Source organism: Chryseobacterium sp. JAH (assembly GCF_001507335.1).
In the GTDB taxonomy this organism is placed as follows: domain Bacteria; phylum Bacteroidota; class Bacteroidia; order Flavobacteriales; family Weeksellaceae; genus Chryseobacterium.
Genome location: NZ_LMAH01000007.1, coordinates 31,035 through 50,803 on the forward strand (window position 1 = coordinate 31,035; position 19,769 = coordinate 50,803).

Genomic DNA, 19,769 nt, shown 5'->3' on the forward strand with positions numbered 1-19,769 from the left:
CTTTTAAGATAATCTTTGAAAAATTAATCGTAATTTAACATATCTTATAAATAATTAAAAATGAAAATTTTAACTTCTGTACTCTTATCTTTTTTGACAATGATATTTACTTCTTGTAATTTACCCAAAAAAAACAGTGCTGACCCTGCATCATCTGTTGGTACAAAAAATCTAGCAGCTAAAATTGAAAAAATAGAACTCACCGAGCAATCAAGAGGAGTCAACAGATTATACACTTTTACCAAAAAAGAAAAAACCACTACATTAAACGGCAGCAGCTCCACCCTAGCAATGCCTGTTTCAGAATGGGATAAAATATGTACGGAGGTTAATTTGCTAAATTTAACAACAATTGAAAATTTGGAATCACCTACAACAGGACGTTTTTCCGATGCTGCTTTATCAAGTGATATTGTAATCTATATTGATGGGAAAACTTATCATTCTGCAAGTTTCGACGCTGGAATACCAAATGAAAAGTTGAAAGCACTTTACAATGCTCTTAAAGATCCTAGTGGGACAATCTTACAAAAATCTAAGAATACTAAGTAAATTTAAAACTTATACGCAATATTCCAGGCAAAACCCATATTAAACTTGGATGAACTTCTGCCAAAACCCGGAACAATCATGGGAACAACTTCGTCCTGCTTTGATGTTACCATCAAATACCTGGGTTGCATATTGACATCGATGAAAAAGTTAGATTCAAAAAGCTGAACTCTGCCACCAATAGCTCCCTCCAGCCAAAAAGATGACTGTGAAGATGCAGGCATAGAAACAGAAGAGTTGCTTCCTCCAAAACCGCGGATTGGTATAGAAAAATATTCTTGCTTGTAAAATGATCCTCCGATTTTTGCACCGCCATAGAAACCGTTGAATTCATTTTCAGGATCTTTGGCCAGCATATAAAAACCGCCGACTTTAAAGAATGGTCCGTTGGCGGTAGCATCATATCCGTTTTTCTGATAGATGTTTTTTTCAAATCCGGCTTCTACAATCCCGTGGATACTTCCTTTTATTTTGGATGAGATAAACCCCTGAAAAAGCTGCCTGTCTGAAAAGAAGGAGACACCCGTATTCAAAACATCCACCCCAACCATGAAGTTGGGTTCGTATTTCCATTTTTCTTTTTCTGTCTCTTGTTTTTCCTGTGCAGAAACAAGCAGTCCTAAAAGACTAAAAAACGAGGTAAAGATTAGTTTTGTCTTCATTTTCAATAAAGTTTTGTCCGGATTCTACTTTTATGACAGGAGTTGCTTTTAATAATTGCCCGCTCACATTTTGATAATTCAGTTTTGCCCCACAGCCTGGTGAGACATAAATTGATTTTGTAGTGTAACTCACACGTACTTTTGATGAATCACCCTTTGCAGCAGTTTTTATAAAGAAATCAGTGTAAGGCGAGTCGTCAACACGAAGAGGTATCAAGATAGAATCTGTATTTCGGCTCCATCCAAGATCAACCGTTCTTACCCCATAATCTACATACACCTTTAAAGAATCCAGAGTCGTAATTTTATCTGCATTTTTAAACATGATCTTCATTCTCGGAGTACCTTCACCGCTTTCGCATATATCGTCGTCTCCACCACAGGAAATCATCATGACAGATAATATAAGGAATAATACTAATCTTTTCATTGTCAATTATTTTGGATCTAAAGCCTTTTCAATACGGAAAACCAAATCTTCATAATGGTATTTATTTACCAAATCGGACGATGACTGTACGGAAAGTTCTTTTTTAATATAATTTAAATTTCCTCTAACCAATGCAGAAACATCTGATTTGTCAGAAGCTTTATTATCAACGAGTTTTATTAGTGAATCAATATAATTTCGCTGAAGATTTCTCCTGTAAATATCTACATTCTCTTTCGTAAGTATTGAAGCATTTAAATCTGAAAGCAGTTCAATCACAGAATATCCATTAGGCTCTACAGCTTCCATCTGATACATATTCCCAAGAACCATAGGGCTTAAAACTCTCCCCAAAACTCCGTTCTGAATCTCCTCAACTGTTTTTACTGGAGTTTTTCCCGTCTTTTCAAAAATATCTTTCTTGAGCAGCCATTGCGGTGTTGTGAAAACATTTTCCTCTAAAAACTTCATTGCTTCTTTCTGATCTTTTTTGGCAACCGCTTCATAAACTGAACCCGACTGTTCTGTCATTTTAGGAGTTTCCATCTGTCCACCGATGTATTTTGAAACGTGACCTAAATATCTCCTAAACTGAGTAGTCACCTGATCGTACATCATGTCGAGATTTGCGTAATCTTCGTTTGGAGTTTTCGTCCATTCTTCTAAATTATCAACAATTCTCTTTAGATTTTTGATCCCGTAGGTACTTGCAGTCATGGCATTGTCACCTACCTGCTCACTTTGTGATCTTGGGTCTAGAGGATTGGATTCTGTGCCGAACCACAACCTTTCATTTTTAAGATTTTTAATCACCCACTTATTAAGATATTCTTTTTCTGCATCAGGAGTTTTATACTGATTGAATCTTTTGTATCCCCACTCAATAGCCCAATCATCATAATCACCAATTCTTGGGAAAATTCCGGACTCGCCAATACTATCTTCCGGCTGTGCAACATAATTAAATCTCGCATAATCCATAATCGAGGGCGTGTGACCGTTCTTTTCCAACCATTTTTTATCTCTTAATTTTGCAACAGGAACTGTTGAACTTGATCCATAATTATGTCTTAATCCTAGCGTATGCCCCACTTCATGAGAAGAAACAAAACGGATCAATTCACCCATTAGTTTTTCATCGAATTCCATTTTTCTCGCCCTTGCATCGTTCGGTGAAGCCTGTACGAAATACCAATTTCTCAGCAGTGACATTACATTGTGATACCAGTTGATATGACTTTCAAGAATCTCTCCGGTTCTCGGATCGGCAATTGACGGTCCTGAAGCATTCGGTACATCCGAAGGTTTGTAGACAATCGCTGAAAATCGCGCATCCTCAAGACTCCATTCTGTATCTACTTTAGGATCCGGAACTTTTGCAATTATAGCATTTTTGAAACCTGCTTTTTCAAAAGCTTTCTGCCAATCATTAACACCCTGTACTAAATAAGGAACCCACTTTTTCGGTGTTGCAGGATCGATGTAGAATACAATTGGTTTTGCAGGCTCTACCAATTCTCCTTTATTGTATTTATCCAAATCCTGAGGTTTTGGTTCAAGACGCCATCTTTTAACCAGAGAAATCTTTTTTACACCTTGGGGATCAAGATCGAAATCTGTGTATCCTACGGTAAAATATCCTACTCTCGGGTCAAAATATCTTGACTGCATTTTGTTTTCCGGCAGAAGAACAAAAGAAGAATTGATCTCCACTGTATAATTTCCACTTACTTTTGGGGCAGGTCTTCCCGGAATAGCTGGAGCCACAGGAGTTCCTAAAGTTCTTGCAAACGTTTTAGTAGTATTGATTTCAATATTCGTCGGGAAAGATTTCACAAAATTCACAAATGACATATCTTTCTGAAAAACGCCAACTCTGTAATTGTCTTTAGACCAGACCGAAAAGGAAGTCAGTTCATTATCTGTATTCAAGACATCTGTTACTTCGATCACAGAAGAATTTTTCTTAACGCCGTACGCTTTTACGTCAAACGATTTAATGATAGACTGTACATTATTTCTTGTCACAGAGTTATACATCTGCGATGTAGAATCTTTCGCATAATCAACGTGAGAAATTGAACGCAACAATATTTTATCTTTCGGACCTTTTTCAAAAGCGACTACCTGTTGACCGATTTGATCTCCTGCGTACCCTGAAGTTCCAGAACGCATTCCTGCAGCAGCTTTGGTAAGTCTTGTCACCAATAGAAATTCCTTTTTCAGCATAGAATCCGGAATTTCAAAATAATATTTGTCGTCTATTTTATGAACTGTAAAAACACCTTGATCAGATATCGCTTTATCGGTAATGATTTCTTTAAAAGGTTTGATCAGACTTTTCTTTTTATCGTCTTTTTTCACCTTTGCAGTATCGGTTTTTGCCGCAACAGAATCTTTAGGCTTTTCCTGAGAAAATAAATTTTGCTGGCTGAAAACCAAAGCTGTTAATAACAAGAATGCTTTACAGTTTTTTATCATATCAATATCTGATTTGTCTATTCAAATTTAAAAATAATTATTTCTTTACCAATAATGCAATATTTTCCACGTGATGTGTTTGAGGAAACATATCTACCGGTAAAATTTTGACCAAAGTATAATGATCTTTCATTAAGGCTAAATCTCTCGCCTGGGTTGCAGAGTTACAGCTTACATAAACCACTTTCTCTGGCGCCAATTTCAGAATTTGCTCTACTACCTTTTGATGCATTCCATCTCTTGGCGGATCGGTAATCAACACATCAGCTTTTGGATGATTCTCTAAAAACTCATCATTGAATACGTTTTTCATATCTCCACAATAGAACGTGGTATTCGTCAAACCGTTTAGTTCAGCATGTTCAATTGCTGCATCAATTGCCTCCTGTACAGATTCAATTCCAATTACATGTTTTGCATTTCTGGCAACATATTGCGCAATTGTTCCGGTTCCGGTATATAAATCGTACACTACTTCATCACCTTTTAAGTCAGCAAATTCAAGTGTTTTTCTGTATAATTCTAAAGCTTGTTTATAATTGGTTTGAAAGAAAGATTTGGGACCTATTTTGAATTTAAGACCATCCATTTCTTCCATTAAAAACCCTTCCCCGAAATACGTACTCACGTTCAAATCGTAAATAGAATCGTTCTGTTTAGGATTAATGGCATACACCAAAGTTTTGATCTGTGGGAAATTTTCTAATAAATAATCGAAAAGTTTTGTACGGTTTGCCTTTTCTTCTCTGTACAATTGAAACAAGACCATCCATTCGCCTTTTGAGTTCTGTCTCATCATCAATGTTCTCAGAAAACCCTTCTGCTCCTTAACATCAAAAAAGTCTAGGCCATTCTCCACTCCGAAATTCCTTACGGCTAAACGGATAGCGTTTGATGGATCTTCTTGAAGAAAACACTCTTTCAGATCTAAAATTTTGCTCCACATGCCGGGAATATGGAAACCTAGTGCATCTCTGCTGCCAAAGTTTTCTTCTGAACTGATTTCGTATTGAGTCAGCCACCTTGCATTAGAAAAAGAAAATTCCATTTTGTTTCTGTAGAAGTATTGTTCTTCCGCACCCAAAATAGGAACTGTCTCGAAATCATCGATTCCGCCGATTCTTTTAATATTATTGTAAACTTCTTCTTGCTTAAAATCCAGTTGCTTGTCGTAGCTCATGTTCTGCCATTTACAACCTCCACATGTTCCAAAATGAATACATTTAGGCTCCACTCTGAATGGTGATTTCTCGACAATTTCTTTTACTTCAGCCTCAAAATATTTTGACTTCGACTTTTTCACACGCGCATTTACCACGTCTCCAGGTATCGCTCCGGAAACCAAAACGGTTTTCCCTTCTTCAGTTTTTCCTATGGCAACACCTTTTGCACCTGCGGCAAACAATTTTATATTTTCAAGAATGACATCTTTCTTCTTTCTCATAACAATTTCTATCACTACGGAGCTAACCTTCTATTTTTATCTCCGCAAAATTTCTATTTTTTTTCTATATTACGATTCACCTTTCGGTTTCACTTTGCAAAAATACAATAAAAAAAACCTTATCCGAAGACAAGGTTTTTTTCTATTGTATAAGTTTTATTATTTTGTCTGAGCCGGTTGCTGAGGAGCTTCCTGAGCTTGTGGTGCTGGTTGCTGTGCAGACGGATCCATCATTTGTGGCATCATTTGCTGTTGTGGCGCCACTTGTGGTGCAGAAAGACCTGTCTGTTTGTCTAAGATTGTGATCAGTTCCTGATCACCTAAGTTAACAAAAGATCTGCTTGCAATTTTACCGTTTTTATCTACAACGATAAAGTTTGGTAATTTAAATCCGTAAACGCCATATTTCTTAGCAATATCAGAACTAAGACCACCATCAGCGTAAACATTAGTTCCCTGAATTCCTTTCATCATTGCATTGCTTGTTTTTGTAAACTGATCTTTTGTATCATCTAGGTTTACGAAAACAAAATTCATTTTAGATTTATAGAAATTCACAACTTCTTTCAATACAGGTACTGTACCTTCTGAGATGTAAGGATTCCAAGATGCATAGAAAACTAACACATAAGGTTTTCCTTTATTATCGCTCAATTTGTATGCTGAACCGTCCGCTTTTACTAATGAAGCTTCTGGAGCGTCATCACCGATTTTAAATCCGTTGATTGTAAACTGCATTTTTTTGATATCAGCTTTAATTCCAGCGTCTTTAATGTCTTCTTCAATGATTTTTTTGATTTTATCTGTGGTCTTAGCCGGAGTCTGAGGATGAATATCAGACTGAGCCATTACAAATGCCAACAAATAATCTTTAGTGATTTGAGAAACTTCCTTTTGAGATTTCAAAAAGTCATTAAACAATTCTGAAGTGCTAATATCTGTTTTCCCTTTGCTTTTTGCTTCAGCAAATTTCTGGAAGTCTGGGCTCATTTTCGTTAAAAGATACTGTCTGTAGAAAGGGCTTGTTTTCACCATTTCGTCATTGTTTTCTTTTAATTTATTCTCATAATCTGTAAACACTTTTCCTAGCTTGAAAGAGGGATTTCCAGATGTTTGCTTTTTATTCATTTCATAATTAACCATAAGGTTAAGAATAGCAACTTTTGCATCAGTTTTTTTCCATTCAACAACTTCTTTCCCAGGATTGAATTTTTTTACATTCTCATCGATATTTCTGTTGATATCGGCTTCAATCTTTTGCATTCCTTTCACATATTTAGCTTCATCACCAGACATTATTTCCTGGATATTTAAGCCTTGTCCATAGGTAGAAAGAAATTTCTGGCTTGCCTGGAAGAAATCGTTATCATTTTTAGCATCACCTGTCACTACATATTCGTTCGGGAATGTTGCTGCACTTCCTGAAATGTTTACAGTTTGACCTCCTTTAAGGAAGATTAAATTTTGCTTTCCTGCATAGTTAATCACGTACATTCCATTTTTAGGAGCTTCAAAAGTTCCTGCAAAATTTCCGTCTTTATCTAAGCCCAGGTTTATGAGTGGCAAAGTAGCAACACCAGAAGCTTCAACAAATTCTACTCTCTCTAACGGAGAGCTTCCTGCGATTTTTCCTTTTACTTCAACTTTTTTTGAACAAGACATTGCAAATACAGCAATGACAAACAACAAAAGATATTTTTTAATCATTATTGTGATATTATTTTTTTTGAATGACTGAATCTCCGATTTCATTTTGATTTTAATAATTAAGCAAAAATAAGTTTTTCAATAAACTTCCTGCTATTTAATAACTGATTTTATGAAACATTTAACTAAAAATTTCGCCTTCAATAAAGAAGACGAAATTTTTATTATATTTTTAAAACAGATTATCCTCTGTCTGCCATAGCAACCATGTACTCTCTGTTCATTCTTGCGATATTTTCAAGAGAAATCCCTTTAGGGCATTCTACTTCACAAGCTCCTGTGTTTGAACAGTTACCGAATCCTTCTTCATCCATAGCTTTCACCATGTTTAAAACTCTACGTTTCGCTTCTACTCTACCTTGAGGTAAAAGTGCATACTGAGAAACTTTAGCTCCGACAAACAACATTGCTGAACCGTTTTTACAAGAAGCAACACAAGCTCCACAACCGATACAAGCCGCAGCATCCATTGCTTTGTCTGCATCTTCTTTAGGAATAGGAATTGCGTTAGCATCTAAAGTATTCCCTGAAGTGTTTACCGAGATAAATCCACCTGCGGCCATTACTCTGTCGAATGCGCTTCTGTCTACCATCAAATCTTTGATCACAGGGAACGCTGCACTTCTCCAAGGTTCAATAACGATGGTTTCACCGTCTTTGAACATTCTCATGTGAAGCTGACAGGTTGTAATTCCCGTATCCGGACCGTGAGCTCTACCATTGATATAAAGAGAACACATACCGCAAATTCCTTCACGACAGTCGTGGTCGAAAGCAATTGGTTCTTTTCCTTCGTTGATTAAGTTCTCGTTCAGAATATCCAACATCTCCAAGAATGAAGAATCTGTAGAAACATCTGATATTTTATAGGTCTCAAACTGACCTTTAGTCTTTGTATTTTTTTGTCTCCAAATTTTCAGCGTAAGATGAAGGCCTTTTTTTGCACTCATAATTTTATATTTATAGGTTGGAGATTATTTATAACTTCTTGCTTTAACTTCGATGTTGTCGTAGATCAGATCTTCTTTGTGCAGAACTTCCTGTTTGATATCATCCCCCTGATATTCCCAAGCTCCTACATATTTGAAGTTGACGTCATCTCTTTCTGCCTCACCTTCTGGAGTCGCATGATCTTCTCTGAAATGCCCACCACAAGATTCGTTTCTGTGTAAAGCATCGATCGCCATCAATTGTCCTAACTCGATAAAGTCTGCTACTCTGAAGGCTTTTTCAAGCTCTGTGTTCATTCCTTCAGCTTCACCCATCACTTTCACGTTTTGCCAGAAATCTTTTTTCACCTGATCAATTTCTGCAATTGCTTCTCTCAAGCCTTCAGGAGTTCTTCCCATTCCAACTTTATTCCACATAATGTGTCCTAATTGTTTATGGAAATGATCTACCGAATGTGTTCCTTTATTGTTAACAAAGAAGTTTACTTTGTCTTTAATTTCTTTTTCAGCCTGTTCAAATTCAACAGAATTCGTAGGGATTGTTCCTGTTCTAATGTCTGCAGAAAGATAATCTGCAATAGTATAAGGAAGAACAAAATATCCATCTGCTAAACCTTGCATCAATGCAGAAGCTCCCAATCTGTTTGCTCCGTGATCTGAGAAATTTGCTTCCCCAATAACGAAACATCCAGGGATTGTTGACTGTAAGTTATAATCAACCCAAACACCACCCATAGTATAGTGTACTGCAGGATAAATCTTCATTGGAGTTTTGTAAGGATCGTCTGCTGTAATCTTTTCATACATTACGAATAAGTTACCATACTTCTCTTCAATCCAAGCTTTTCCAAGGTCATAAATTTGCTGATCTGTAGGATTGTGAATATGCTTTTCAATAGCAGCTTCTTTACCTTTTTTAATGATTTCTGTAGAGAAATCTAAGTAAACACCTTCTTTAGTTTCATTATTTTCGATTCCGAAACCAGCATCACATCTTTCTTTACCCGCTCTAGACGCAACGTCACGAGGAACTAGGTTTCCGAATGCAGGATATCTTCTTTCTAAATAGTAATCTCTATCTTCTTCTTTAATATTCTCAGGTCTCAGTTTACCTTCTCTGATGGCAACTGAATCTTCAATTTTCTTAGGAACCCAGATTCTTCCTGAGTTTCTTAATGATTCAGACATCAAAGTCAGTTTAGACTGCTGCGTTCCGTGAACCGGAATACAAGTCGGGTGAATTTGCACATAACAAGGGTTTGCGAAGTACGCTCCTTTTTTATGAATTTTCCAAGCTGCAGAAACGTTTGAGCCCATTGCGTTGGTCGAAAGGAAATATACATTTCCGTAACCACCCGAAGCAATAACTACTGCGTGAGCTGAGTGTCTTTCGATTTCACCTGTCACCAGGTTTCTTGCGATAATTCCTCTTGCTTTTCCGTCTACGATTACCAGTTCAAGCATTTCGTGACGGTTGTACATTTTCACTCTTCCTTTTCCGATTTGACGGCTTAATGAAGAATATGCACCTAATAATAACTGCTGACCAGTTTGTCCTTTTGCGTAGAAAGTTCTTTTAACCTGAACCCCACCAAATGAACGGTTATCTAATTGTCCGCCGTAATCTCTACCGAAAGGAACTCCCTGAGAAACACATTGATCGATAATATTTGCTGAAACTTCAGCTAATCTGTAAACGTTTGCCTCTCTTGCTCTATAATCTCCACCTTTAATAGTGTCATAAAACAATCTGTATGTAGAGTCACCATCACCTTGATAATTTTTAGCGGCATTGATACCACCCTGAGCCGCAATAGAGTGCGCTCTTCTTGGTGAATCCTGATAACAAAATGCTTTTACATTATATCCCTGCTCAGCTAAAGTAGCAGCTGCAGAACCTCCTGCTAAACCTGTACCTACAACAATAACATCAATTTTATCACGGTTGTTAGGCGCAACAAGGTTCATATGGTCTTTATGATTTTTCCATTTATCCTTAAGTGGACCAGCTGGAATTCTAGAATCTAATTTACTCATATTAGTATATTGAAATTATTGAGTTACGTAATGAAAAACTGCGATGAAAATAAAACCAAGCGGAATAAGGATTGAATACCAGTTTCCGAATGCTTTAATTACAGGTGTATATTTTGGGTGCCTTGCTCCCACTGACTGGAAAGAAGATTGAAATCCGTGTGCTAAGTGCAAACCAAGCAATCCGAAAGCAACTACATAAAGAACCACTCTCCAAAGATCATGGAATTTATGGTGAAGCTCTTCCCAATATCTTGTTTCATTCGGAACATTTCCTTCAATGTATTTGAAGTTCATCTCCGGAAACCAGAAATCATAAAAATGCAAAGCAAGAAAAGCTAAAATCACAGCACCTGAAATAATCATATTTCTAGACATCCATGTAGAATTAGCAGAACCTTTGTTGTCGGCATATTTAATAGGACGTGCCTTGTTATTTCTTATTTCTAAGATAAATCCCATTGCAAAATGGAATACTACAGCAAACATCAGAATAGGTTGCATCAGGAACTGAACTGCCGGATTGTAACCCATAAAATGAGAAGCTGAATTGAAAACATCTTCACTGAAAACAGATGTCATGTTGGTGGATAAATGCATCAACAAAAAGATCAGCAAAAACATCGCTGAAAGTGCCATCGCATATTTCCTTCCTATTGAAGAACTTGTTAAACCTGCCATATTGAGTTTAAATTTGATTTTCCACAAAATTAGGAAATGTTAACAATACTAAAAACTGAGAAATCTCACTATTAGACAGTTTGTAATCTTTCTAAATAACAATGAAAAACATTATTAATGCAGAATAATTTAAAAAAAGCTATCTTATTTTAAATTATATATTTTACTGTTAAAAACCACCTGATGTGAATTCGGTGGAAGATTTTCAATTTCAATTTTTCTTAATCTTCGCGAAGCTCTGTAGGGATTGATAATGTACCGTTGAATTTCCCGTTCATCGTGTTTATTCTCTATCCAAAAAAATGCTAAATTTCCTTTTTTCACGGAAAAAACGGCACCTTTTTTATACTGATGAACCAAAATTTCTTCTCGTTCATTTTCATAAATGTTAAAGAAAATTCGAAAAATAAAAAACATTAAAAATGCCAAAGAAAAGTTAGCGACATTTCTGAAAGTAAATTTAACAATCAAAAATCTCAAAAAATAAAGAACTACAAACGACAGCCCTACTTCCAGCCAATCCATTGAAATGTTCTCGAAAAACAAAGAATCAAAGTCAGCCAACCAATGAATGATGGTTAATAATATATCGATGACAAAATCGTAAACACTGCTGATGATTTCAAAACTAAGTCCGAAAGCCATCAGACCCGTCATTAGAAACGAAAAAATAATAATTATTTCTGAAAAAGGAACTATGAAAAAATTAGCCACAATGGAGATGAATGAAAACTGATGAAAATAACACAGAACCAAAGGCAAGGTTGCCAATTGGGCAGAAATGGAAATCGAAACCGTGTTGAAAACAATCTTCTTCAAGTAATTGTCCTGCTCTGGTAAATATTTTAAAATAGGTTGATTGAGCCAAAAAATTCCTAAAACTGCTACAAAACTCAGCTGGAATCCGACATCAAAAAACTGCTGCGTATCAATAAGCAAAATAAAAAAAGCAGACAATGCCAAAGAATGCAGTATATCTGGTTTTCGCTCGAGTAAAACATATATAAAATAAACGGTAAGCATAACACATGAACGAAGTACCGAACTCCCAAAACCTATAAACAAAGCAAAAATCCAAATGAAAGCTAAACTTAAAATGATTACATATTTTCTAAATATCAAAGGCAATATTTTCATCAGAATAAAATAGAGCATTCCAAAAATAACGACTACGTGTGTTCCAGAAATGGCCAGAAAATGCACCAACCCCGACCGGTTGAAATCCTGCAAAGTTTCAGCATCAATTTCCGTTCGGTCTGCCAGAATAATTCCCTTTAGAAATTCCTCGCTTTTTGGTGACATTTCAGATTGACTTATTTTTGTTAAAACTTCCAATCTTTTCTGATGGATTTTTTCACCAACAGACAAGTCATCTCTTGTTGCAGAATCTACTTCACCATAAATATAGCATTGATAGAAAATATTTTTTCGCTGAAGATATTTAGAATAATCAAACTGGAAATTATACTGGGGAGACCGAGGCTGGCTTATATATGCTTTTGCTTTGTAATAGTGCTTAAAATTAAGCTCTTTACTTTCTTTAGGAATCAACACAATCGAATTGAAAGTTTCTTTTCCAATTTGTACAGTTGCTTCGTATTTTTTATTTTTTTCTGTTGAATTTAATTTTTTAGAAATTTTAAATACAACAGTTTCATTAGCTTTAAATGAAAACTCGGGAGCTTTTGGAAAATTTATATAATGCAGAAACAGTCCCAATCCGAAAAAAAATATTCCAAGTCCTACAGGATTGAATTTAGAAATGAGAAATGATTTGAAGAAGGTAAAAACAGGAATTAATAAAGAGAAAACAGTCACCGTAAAAATGAAAACTCCTTTAAAATCAAAATATTCCTGAAATAAAATCCCAAGAATAAAGCAGCAAACTAATATCAGCAAAGGCTGTCGGTTCAATTTTCATCATTTTGTACAACTAAAGTACTAAAAAAATGAAAATCATCCGTCAAAAGTCTAGATAATTTTAAGAATAATATCTGCAGCATTATCGCTTGCTCCCTTCCCACCTAGCTTACTGCGCAAAATCTCATATTCTTCCAGCATGAGATTTCTTTTCTCACCTTCGAGGATTGATGTCAATTCAGAAACAAGATTCTGCGTATTTAATTCATTCTGAATCAATTCTTTGACCACTTCTTTATCCATAATCAAATTCACAAGCGAAATGTATTTGATGTGCTTTACCAATCTTTTTGCAATGGCGTAAGAAATTTTGCTTCCACGGTAACAGACCACTTCCGGAACATTCAACAATGCAGTTTCCAAAGTGGCAGTTCCTGAAGTAACCAAAGCTGCTTTCGAACATCTTAGAAGGTCATATGTTTTATTCGAAACAAAATGTACATTTTCATCCACGTAATTCTGATAAAAATCTTTCTCAAGACTTGGTGCTCCTGCAATAACAAACTGATAATTTTTAAAATAAGGCCTTACCGAAAGCATAATCTCCAGCATCTTTTCGACTTCCTGTTTTCTCGATCCAGGAAGAAGAGCAATGATTTCTTTTTCGCCTAGATTATTTTCTGTTTTAAACTCCTGTACATCAATATCTCGCAATGTAGAAATCGCATCAAGCAAAGGATGACCAACAAAATGTGATTTCACGCTATGTTTATGATAGAAATCTTCTTCAAAAGGGAGAATGACCATCATTTCATCAACATACTTTTTGATAATCTCTACTCTTCCTTCTTTCCAGGCCCAAAGTTGAGGAGAAATATAGTAGACCACTTTAATCCCGAGTTCTTTTGCAAATTTTGCAATTCGCAAATTAAAACCAGGATAATCTACCAAAATCAAAACATCAGGTCTGTTGTTCTTAATGTCAGTTTTGCAGAATTTAATATTATTTAAAATCGTTTTTAAATTCATTGCCACTTCAAGAAAACCCATGAACGCCAAATCACGGTAGTGCTTTACTAAGGTCCCGCCTTGTTTTTCCATCAAATCGCCTCCCCAGAATCTGAATTCTGCGGCGGGATCTTTCTGTTTTAAGGATTTCATTAAATTGCTTCCGTGCAAATCTCCTGAAGCTTCACCTGCGATAATGTAATATTTCATTTCTGCTGAAATTTATTTTTTTCACCCAGAACCTCATCTCTAGTCATCAACTTTCTTGATGGGAGGTTTCTATGATAAGAATAGAGAACAAATTAAATCTTATTGAATGTTAATTTGTAAATTTGTTCAAAGATAATCATAAAAAAATGTCAGAAGAATTTGAAATAAAAAATAAAGTTGCATCCAGCGGATTGGTGAATTTTGATATTACCGATCTTGTTCCAAAAGGTGTTAGAAAAGGGATTGATTTGAAAGACTTTCTTTACATGGAAATGATTTTAAAGGAAAAAGATTTTCGCGAAAAAGTGGCAGCCATTAATTGTGATGAATATGCAGACAGCTATGTTTACATCTACAATTCTGCAGATGCAATCGTTCCTCTTTGGGCGTATTTCCTGATCACTGCAAAAATAACAGATGTTACCAAAAAGGTGATTTTCGGGAGCCGAGAAGATTTGGAAGTCATTTTGATGCATAATGCAATTCAAACCCATGATTTTGATGAGCTGAAAGGAAAGAGAGTTCTGGTGAAAGGTTGTTCTGATAAAGAAATTCCTGAAAATGCATACATTGAATTGGTTGAACAGCTGAAACCCGTTGTGAAATCTCTAATGTTTGGCGAAGCTTGTTCCAATGTTCCGATATTTAAAAATTAACGCTCAATATCAAATAGATACAGATTCATTTTAGAATTAAATAAAAAATCTACCATAATAATTTGTGGTAGATTTTTTTTGATAACTTTGGTAAGCTAACAATTAAACAAACATAAAAATGAATCTAATTGACCTTTTGACAGGAAGCACAGGAAATCAGGTAGCAGAACAGGCGGAGAACAAATTCGGAATCAGCAAGAACCAAATTATTGCACTGCTGGCAGTAGCCACTCCGGTTGTAATCTCTTACCTAAGAAATAAATCTCACGATGCAAAAGAGGCAGAAGCTCTCAATAATGCATTGGATAAAGATCACGATGGTAGTATTCTAGATGACACGTCTCAGCTTGACAACAGACAGGATGAAGGTGGCTCCATTCTTTCTCACGTTTTTGGAAATCAGAAAAATACAGTAGAAAACCAGTTGTCACAAAATACAGGAATTTCAATCGATAAAATCGGGCCCATTTTAGCAATGCTTGCTCCTGTAATTATGGGGTACATCGGTAAAGAAAAGCAGCAGAGTAACGTTGGTGCAGGAGGTCTTGGCGATCTTTTAGGAGGAATTTTGGGAAGTGCTCAAAGCCAGGCCCAACAACAAGAATCAAGTCCTTTAAATGATATTTTGGGAAGCGTTTTAGGTGGCGCAACATCACAATCTTCTGGAAATCCCCTGAATGATATTTTAGGAAGTGTATTGGGTGGTGATCAACAGCAAAAGCAGCAGCAAGGTGGATTGGGAGACCTTCTTGGTGGTCTTTTCGGAAAATAAACTTCCTCTTAAAATAAAAAAATGACCGAAGATTAGTCTTCGGTCATTTTTCTTTTTAGTCTTTTGCTTTGTCAGCAGGATAAGGTTTTGAAGCTTTTCTCGGTCTTTTCTTTCCGTGGCTTCCTAGAATGATTTTACCTTTTCTCGACTTTCTATCTCCTTTTCCCATAACTATAAATTTTGATTGACCACGAAGTTAGAGATTAATACTAAGAAGTCAAAAGATCACAGCGTTAAATATTTCACAATAAATAAGTTACACTTGCACGCGTTTCCATTTCCCTTTTTTAAATAAAATAAAAGCAACAATTGTGATGAATGTTTCGGCAACCGGAATTGCAATAAAAACACCTTTCGGTCCCAGTTCAAAATATTTTGAAAGCACATAAGCCAAGGGAATCTGAAACATCCAAAACCCGAAAAAATTCAGCCACGTCGGCGTCCAAGTATCACCTGCTCCGTTGAAGGCATTAACGGTCACCATTCCTATTCCGTAAAATACAAACCCCACACTCATAATATGTAGTGCATTTTTCGCATAATTCTTTATTTCAATTTGTTCTGTAAAAAAACCGACAAGAAAATCTCCAAGAAGAAAAAATATGAGGCTTACAGTAAGCATAAAAATGACATTGTACTTGATTGTCTTCATCACAGATTCTTCGGCACGGATCATTTCACCGGCACCCATGTTCTGTCCGACTAACGTAGATGCTGCATTACTCAATCCCCAAGCAGGAAGCATAAAGAACATCATCAGGCGCAGGGCTGTTTGATATCCTGCTGAAGCATCTTCTCCACCTGTCGTTGCGACCAGCTGCGCAAGAAAAATCCAGCTGCATGATGCGATGACAAACTGAAAGATTCCGGGCATAGCGATGCTCACAATAGACGTTATTAATTTAAAATCAGGTTTAAAATAATTTGTTTTTATTCTTACCAGAGAGTCAGCAATAAAAATATGATACAGCTGATAAAGAACCCCTGTACTTCTCCCGATGGTTGTTGCAACCGCAGCTCCCGTTAAACCCATTGCAGGAATCGGGCCTAAGCCTCTTATCAAAATGGGACAGAGAATAATATTGGCAATATTAGCAATCCACAAACTTTTCATGGCGATGGCAGCATTTCCTGCACCTCTGAAAATTCCGTTAATTAAAAACAACAGCATAATAATCACGCTGCTTCCCATCATAATTCTGGTAAAATCTTTTCCGTATGCTGCAGCGTCAGGTTTTGAACCCATCAAGATTAGAATTTCTTCAGCATAAACTACTCCCAACACACTCAGAACGAAAGTTACAATAAATGAAACTGAGATTACCTGTGCTGCACTTCTGGAAGCTTGTTCGGGATTTTTCTCCCCAATTCTTCTAGCTACAACCGCCGCCGCCGCCATACTCATTCCGATGGCTATTGAATAAATAATCGTCAGTACAGATTCTGTAAGGCCAACCGTTTGAATCGCAAAACCGCTTTCTTTCAAATGACCTACAAAGTAGAGATCAACCAAAGCAAAGACAGATTCCATGGCCATTTCCAACATCATCGGTATTGCCAGCAAAAGCACAGCACTTTTGATACTAATTTTGGTATAATCTGTTTCTTCTTCGCTGAATGCCTTTTTTAGAAAATTTAAATATTTTTTCATTATAAAATTAATCGCCTTAAAAATACGATTTCAACAAATTCAATTAGAAAGAAAATAATTTTTATAATTTTTTATCGTAAAACAATAATTAATTATATATTTGCAATAACAAAATAGTAAAAAAATGAAACTTTTAGGAAAACAATCAGTATCTACAATCATCAGTTATTTATTCTTGGCATTATTTATTTTCTTTTTTCTTCATTTCATTTATCAATCATTTGGATTTGGTATTGGATATTATAACTGGACAACTTCACACCACATTTTCTCAGAAACTTTTTATGTAAATGATGAAATAGACTATGCATCATACGAAAAAGGAAAGTATTTATTCTTCAGATTTAAATATCCTTATTCAAATCAACAGATGATGACTGGTTTTTTCACATTGAATAGGTTTGTTTTTCACACGTTTCAAAGTATCTTCTTCTGCCTGTTTTTCTTTTATGGATATAAAACATTTGAGGATTTAAGCCAACAAGAGTTATTTAATGAAACAATTATCAAGCATCTAAAAACCTTTTCTGTAATTAATTTACTGTATGCACCTCTTTACTTTCTGATATGGATTTTTATTTTCCGATCAGGAATTGAAAGTGGAATGTTCATGACCTCATTTGCATTCTTATTTTTGGGGATTATTTTACATTTTATTACGGTCTTTTTCAAAAGAGGATTTCAGCTTCAATCAGAAAACGATTTAACCATATAACTTATGCCAATCATCATCAACGTAGACGTCATGTTAGCGAAAAGAAAAATGCAGTCGCAGGAACTTGCAGAGAAAATAGGAATCACACAGGCCAATCTTTCCATCTTAAAAACCGGAAAAGCGAAAGCTATAAAACTTTCTACTTTAGAATCGATCTGTAAAATTTTAGATTGCCAACCTGGAGATCTATTAGAATATACAAATAAATCTTATTAATTTTAATTCATTTGCTTGAAAAATTGTAATGTATAATCAAATCGACATTTATTTCGTAAAATATATCAAAAAATGTATTAGATTTGTATACTAAATGACAAAAATAAAATCTATGAAAAAGGTTATATCGGTTACACTACTTCTTGCCATCTCAATTTTCGCAAACGTGTTATTTGCACAAGAAATTTCTAAAGATCAGATGAGAATCTTCCAGACGGATAATCTTCAGGAATTTAAAAAAGTGTTTAAGAAAGATGATTTCAATAAATGTTTTGCTATCAAAGAAAATTCGTATGACCTACTGGCTTTAAGTGTAAAGTACGAAAGAAAAAATATTTTCAATTTCTTACTAGGCAATACTACAGATATCAACAGAATTTGTAACAATCAATCACCATTGATGGTAGCTGCAAGATATGGAAAAACAGAAATGGCTCAATCTTTATTGGTAAAAGGAGCAGATAAAACTCTTAAAAATACAAATGGGGAAACGGCAAAAGACTTTGCTATAAAATATGAAAAGACAAATCTTACAAATATTCTTAAATAAAAAATTTAGAAACTAAAAAATAATTAAACCTTCTTTAGATGATCGCTGAAGAAGGTTTTTTTTGTCATGTGAAGACTATGAACTTATAGTAAATATCTTGTATGAAGGATCAGTTTTTATAAGCAGTTTAACAATCCTTATACTTTATTACTCCACGAATCACAGGTCTGGACGGAACTGATGTTCTTCCAAAAAACACCAATAAATTTGACACTTACCTCTTAAAGTATTTTTTTTATATAATTGTTAACTCCCCAAACTTTTACCATGCACAAAATACTAATACTCATCGTAACTAGTCTTTTTTCTTTAGGAAGCGCACAACTTCCTACAATCAACGAAAATTTCAGTTCTTTTAATCAAATATTGCCATTTCCTCACAATGGCTGGACAATCGCTACAGTGCATAGCTCTGCAATCACTATCGGTTATTCTAATACGACGGGAAATCAATTTATACAAGCAAATGGCTTAAGTGCTCTTTGCTGTTCTTCAGTCAATATTCCTCAATATCTTTTCACACCCCAAATTGTTGCTCCAGACGGCACTAAAACCTTAAGTTTTGAAGTGCATCTTTCATCGCAGTTTAGTACTGCAACAACTGTAGAAGTGGGCTTGGTAAGCAATCCCTCAGATGTTTCAACCTTTACATCTATCGGAGTACCAGTTACAGTGCAGACAACAACACCAATTACTATCTCCTACATTGTTCCCAATTCTACTAAGCAATATCTCGTTTTTAAGTTTATTTCACCAAGTAACAATTCTCAAACTATTATGGATAACGTGGTTTATGGTGGAAACTTATCTGTGGCAGATTCTTCAATTCATAACAACGCAAATTTTGTCGTGAAAGACAATATTCTTTTATTCTTAAACAAAGAAAAAATCTCCCACTTGAAGATTTATAATGCTGCAGGACAAATTGTTCTAAAATCTGGCAACAGTAACACATTTGATATTTCTTCGTTACATACAGGGATTTATACTTTTCAGGCAGTGACAGATAAGAAAACAAAATATATTTCTAAATTCAGAAAGTAGTTAATGGAATTTAATATAACAACTTCTCAACTTTTACAGTTTGGGGAGTTTTTTTTATTCCCGAACCCTTCAAAAATCTTATCTTTGCACACGGAAATTCCAAAATTTCCAGTTCATCGTTTTAGGTCTGATACTCAAAACTTTAA

At 35.3% G+C, this 19,769-nt stretch carries 19 protein-coding genes; 7 read left to right on the top strand and 12 right to left on the bottom strand.

Features of this window, described 5'->3' with window-relative positions; translation table 11 throughout:
* The first annotated feature begins 60 nt into the window (after nucleotides 1-60).
* The gene (locus tag AR685_RS14090; RefSeq protein ID WP_047444970.1) at nucleotides 61-552 is read left to right on the top strand and encodes a hypothetical protein; all 492 of its coding nucleotides are present in this window, start codon (nucleotides 61-63) and stop codon (nucleotides 550-552) included.
* A gap of 2 nt (nucleotides 553-554) precedes the next feature.
* Here the strand turns inward: AR685_RS14090 and AR685_RS14095 are convergent, their stop codons facing one another.
* From AR685_RS14095 to lpxB, 10 genes are all read right to left on the bottom strand, one after another.
* Nucleotides 555-1,214 (bottom strand): DUF6048 family protein, encoded by a 660-nt coding sequence (locus AR685_RS14095; protein ID WP_047444972.1) that lies wholly within the window; start codon nucleotides 1,212-1,214, stop codon nucleotides 555-557.
* A complete protein-coding gene (locus AR685_RS14100; RefSeq protein WP_059124948.1) occupies nucleotides 1,180-1,644 on the bottom strand; it encodes a DUF6452 family protein in 465 nt (154 codons plus the stop codon). Before AR685_RS14100 ends, AR685_RS14095 begins: the two co-directional genes overlap by 35 nt.
* A gap of 6 nt (nucleotides 1,645-1,650) precedes the next feature.
* Nucleotides 1,651-4,125, bottom strand: coding sequence for a zinc-dependent metalloprotease (locus AR685_RS14105; protein ID WP_059124949.1), 2,475 nt, complete (start codon nucleotides 4,123-4,125; stop codon nucleotides 1,651-1,653).
* Nucleotides 4,126-4,162: 37 nt separating this feature from the next.
* Nucleotides 4,163-5,569, bottom strand: coding sequence for a 23S rRNA (uracil(1939)-C(5))-methyltransferase RlmD (gene rlmD, locus AR685_RS14110; protein WP_047444976.1), 1,407 nt, complete (start codon nucleotides 5,567-5,569; stop codon nucleotides 4,163-4,165).
* 159 nt (nucleotides 5,570-5,728) lie between these two features.
* A complete protein-coding gene (locus AR685_RS14120) occupies nucleotides 5,729-7,276 on the bottom strand; it encodes a TlpA family protein disulfide reductase (protein WP_228376444.1) in 1,548 nt (515 codons plus the stop codon).
* A 182-nt stretch (nucleotides 7,277-7,458) separates the two neighbouring features.
* The gene (locus AR685_RS14125; RefSeq protein WP_047444980.1) at nucleotides 7,459-8,226 is read right to left on the bottom strand and encodes a succinate dehydrogenase/fumarate reductase iron-sulfur subunit; all 768 of its coding nucleotides are present in this window, start codon (nucleotides 8,224-8,226) and stop codon (nucleotides 7,459-7,461) included.
* A gap of 24 nt (nucleotides 8,227-8,250) precedes the next feature.
* On the bottom strand, nucleotides 8,251-10,263 hold the full coding sequence (locus AR685_RS14130; protein WP_047444982.1) for a fumarate reductase/succinate dehydrogenase flavoprotein subunit: 2,013 nt from the start codon (nucleotides 10,261-10,263) through the stop codon (nucleotides 8,251-8,253).
* Nucleotides 10,264-10,278: 15 nt separating this feature from the next.
* Nucleotides 10,279-10,941 (bottom strand): succinate dehydrogenase cytochrome b subunit, encoded by a 663-nt coding sequence (locus AR685_RS14135; RefSeq protein WP_047444985.1) that lies wholly within the window; start codon nucleotides 10,939-10,941, stop codon nucleotides 10,279-10,281.
* A gap of 144 nt (nucleotides 10,942-11,085) precedes the next feature.
* Nucleotides 11,086-12,855: a ComEC/Rec2 family competence protein gene (locus AR685_RS14140; RefSeq protein ID WP_059124951.1), complete on the bottom strand. Its 1,770-nt coding sequence runs from the start codon at nucleotides 12,853-12,855 to the stop codon at nucleotides 11,086-11,088.
* A gap of 57 nt (nucleotides 12,856-12,912) precedes the next feature.
* Nucleotides 12,913-14,019, bottom strand: a complete 1,107-nt coding sequence (gene lpxB, locus AR685_RS14145) for a lipid-A-disaccharide synthase (protein WP_047444989.1) — start codon at nucleotides 14,017-14,019, stop codon at nucleotides 12,913-12,915.
* Nucleotides 14,020-14,165: 146 nt separating this feature from the next.
* Between lpxB and AR685_RS14150 the strand changes: the two genes are divergently transcribed.
* Nucleotides 14,166-14,675 carry a DUF2480 family protein gene (locus AR685_RS14150; RefSeq protein WP_047444992.1) on the top strand — a complete coding sequence of 170 codons (510 nt, stop codon included), beginning with the start codon at nucleotides 14,166-14,168 and terminating at the stop codon, nucleotides 14,673-14,675.
* Between the two features lie 118 nt (nucleotides 14,676-14,793).
* Nucleotides 14,794-15,447 (top strand): DUF937 domain-containing protein, encoded by a 654-nt coding sequence (locus AR685_RS14155; protein WP_047444994.1) that lies wholly within the window; start codon nucleotides 14,794-14,796, stop codon nucleotides 15,445-15,447.
* Nucleotides 15,448-15,502: 55 nt separating this feature from the next.
* Here AR685_RS14155 and AR685_RS17895 read toward each other — a convergent pair whose 3' ends face one another.
* Both AR685_RS17895 and AR685_RS14160 read right to left on the bottom strand, forming a co-directional pair.
* Nucleotides 15,503-15,616 carry a 30S ribosomal protein THX gene (locus AR685_RS17895; RefSeq protein ID WP_082002131.1) on the bottom strand — a complete coding sequence of 38 codons (114 nt, stop codon included), beginning with the start codon at nucleotides 15,614-15,616 and terminating at the stop codon, nucleotides 15,503-15,505.
* Between the two features lie 87 nt (nucleotides 15,617-15,703).
* Nucleotides 15,704-17,098 carry an MATE family efflux transporter gene (locus AR685_RS14160; protein WP_059124952.1) on the bottom strand — a complete coding sequence of 465 codons (1,395 nt, stop codon included), beginning with the start codon at nucleotides 17,096-17,098 and terminating at the stop codon, nucleotides 15,704-15,706.
* 124 nt (nucleotides 17,099-17,222) lie between these two features.
* Here AR685_RS14160 and AR685_RS14165 point away from each other — a divergent pair, with 124 nt between their 5' ends.
* The 4 genes from AR685_RS14165 to AR685_RS14180 all read left to right on the top strand — a co-directional run bounded on the left by AR685_RS14165 (nucleotide 17,223) and on the right by AR685_RS14180 (nucleotide 19,623).
* On the top strand, nucleotides 17,223-17,813 hold the full coding sequence (locus AR685_RS14165; RefSeq protein ID WP_059124953.1) for a DUF2975 domain-containing protein: 591 nt from the start codon (nucleotides 17,223-17,225) through the stop codon (nucleotides 17,811-17,813).
* A gap of 3 nt (nucleotides 17,814-17,816) precedes the next feature.
* On the top strand, nucleotides 17,817-18,029 hold the full coding sequence (locus tag AR685_RS14170) for a helix-turn-helix domain-containing protein (RefSeq protein WP_047444999.1): 213 nt from the start codon (nucleotides 17,817-17,819) through the stop codon (nucleotides 18,027-18,029).
* Nucleotides 18,030-18,141: 112 nt separating this feature from the next.
* Nucleotides 18,142-18,579 carry an ankyrin repeat domain-containing protein gene (locus AR685_RS14175; protein ID WP_059124954.1) on the top strand — a complete coding sequence of 146 codons (438 nt, stop codon included), beginning with the start codon at nucleotides 18,142-18,144 and terminating at the stop codon, nucleotides 18,577-18,579.
* Between the two features lie 267 nt (nucleotides 18,580-18,846).
* The gene (locus AR685_RS14180) at nucleotides 18,847-19,623 is read left to right on the top strand and encodes a T9SS-dependent choice-of-anchor J family protein (RefSeq protein ID WP_047445003.1); all 777 of its coding nucleotides are present in this window, start codon (nucleotides 18,847-18,849) and stop codon (nucleotides 19,621-19,623) included.
* The last annotated feature ends 146 nt before the right edge of the window (nucleotides 19,624-19,769 follow it).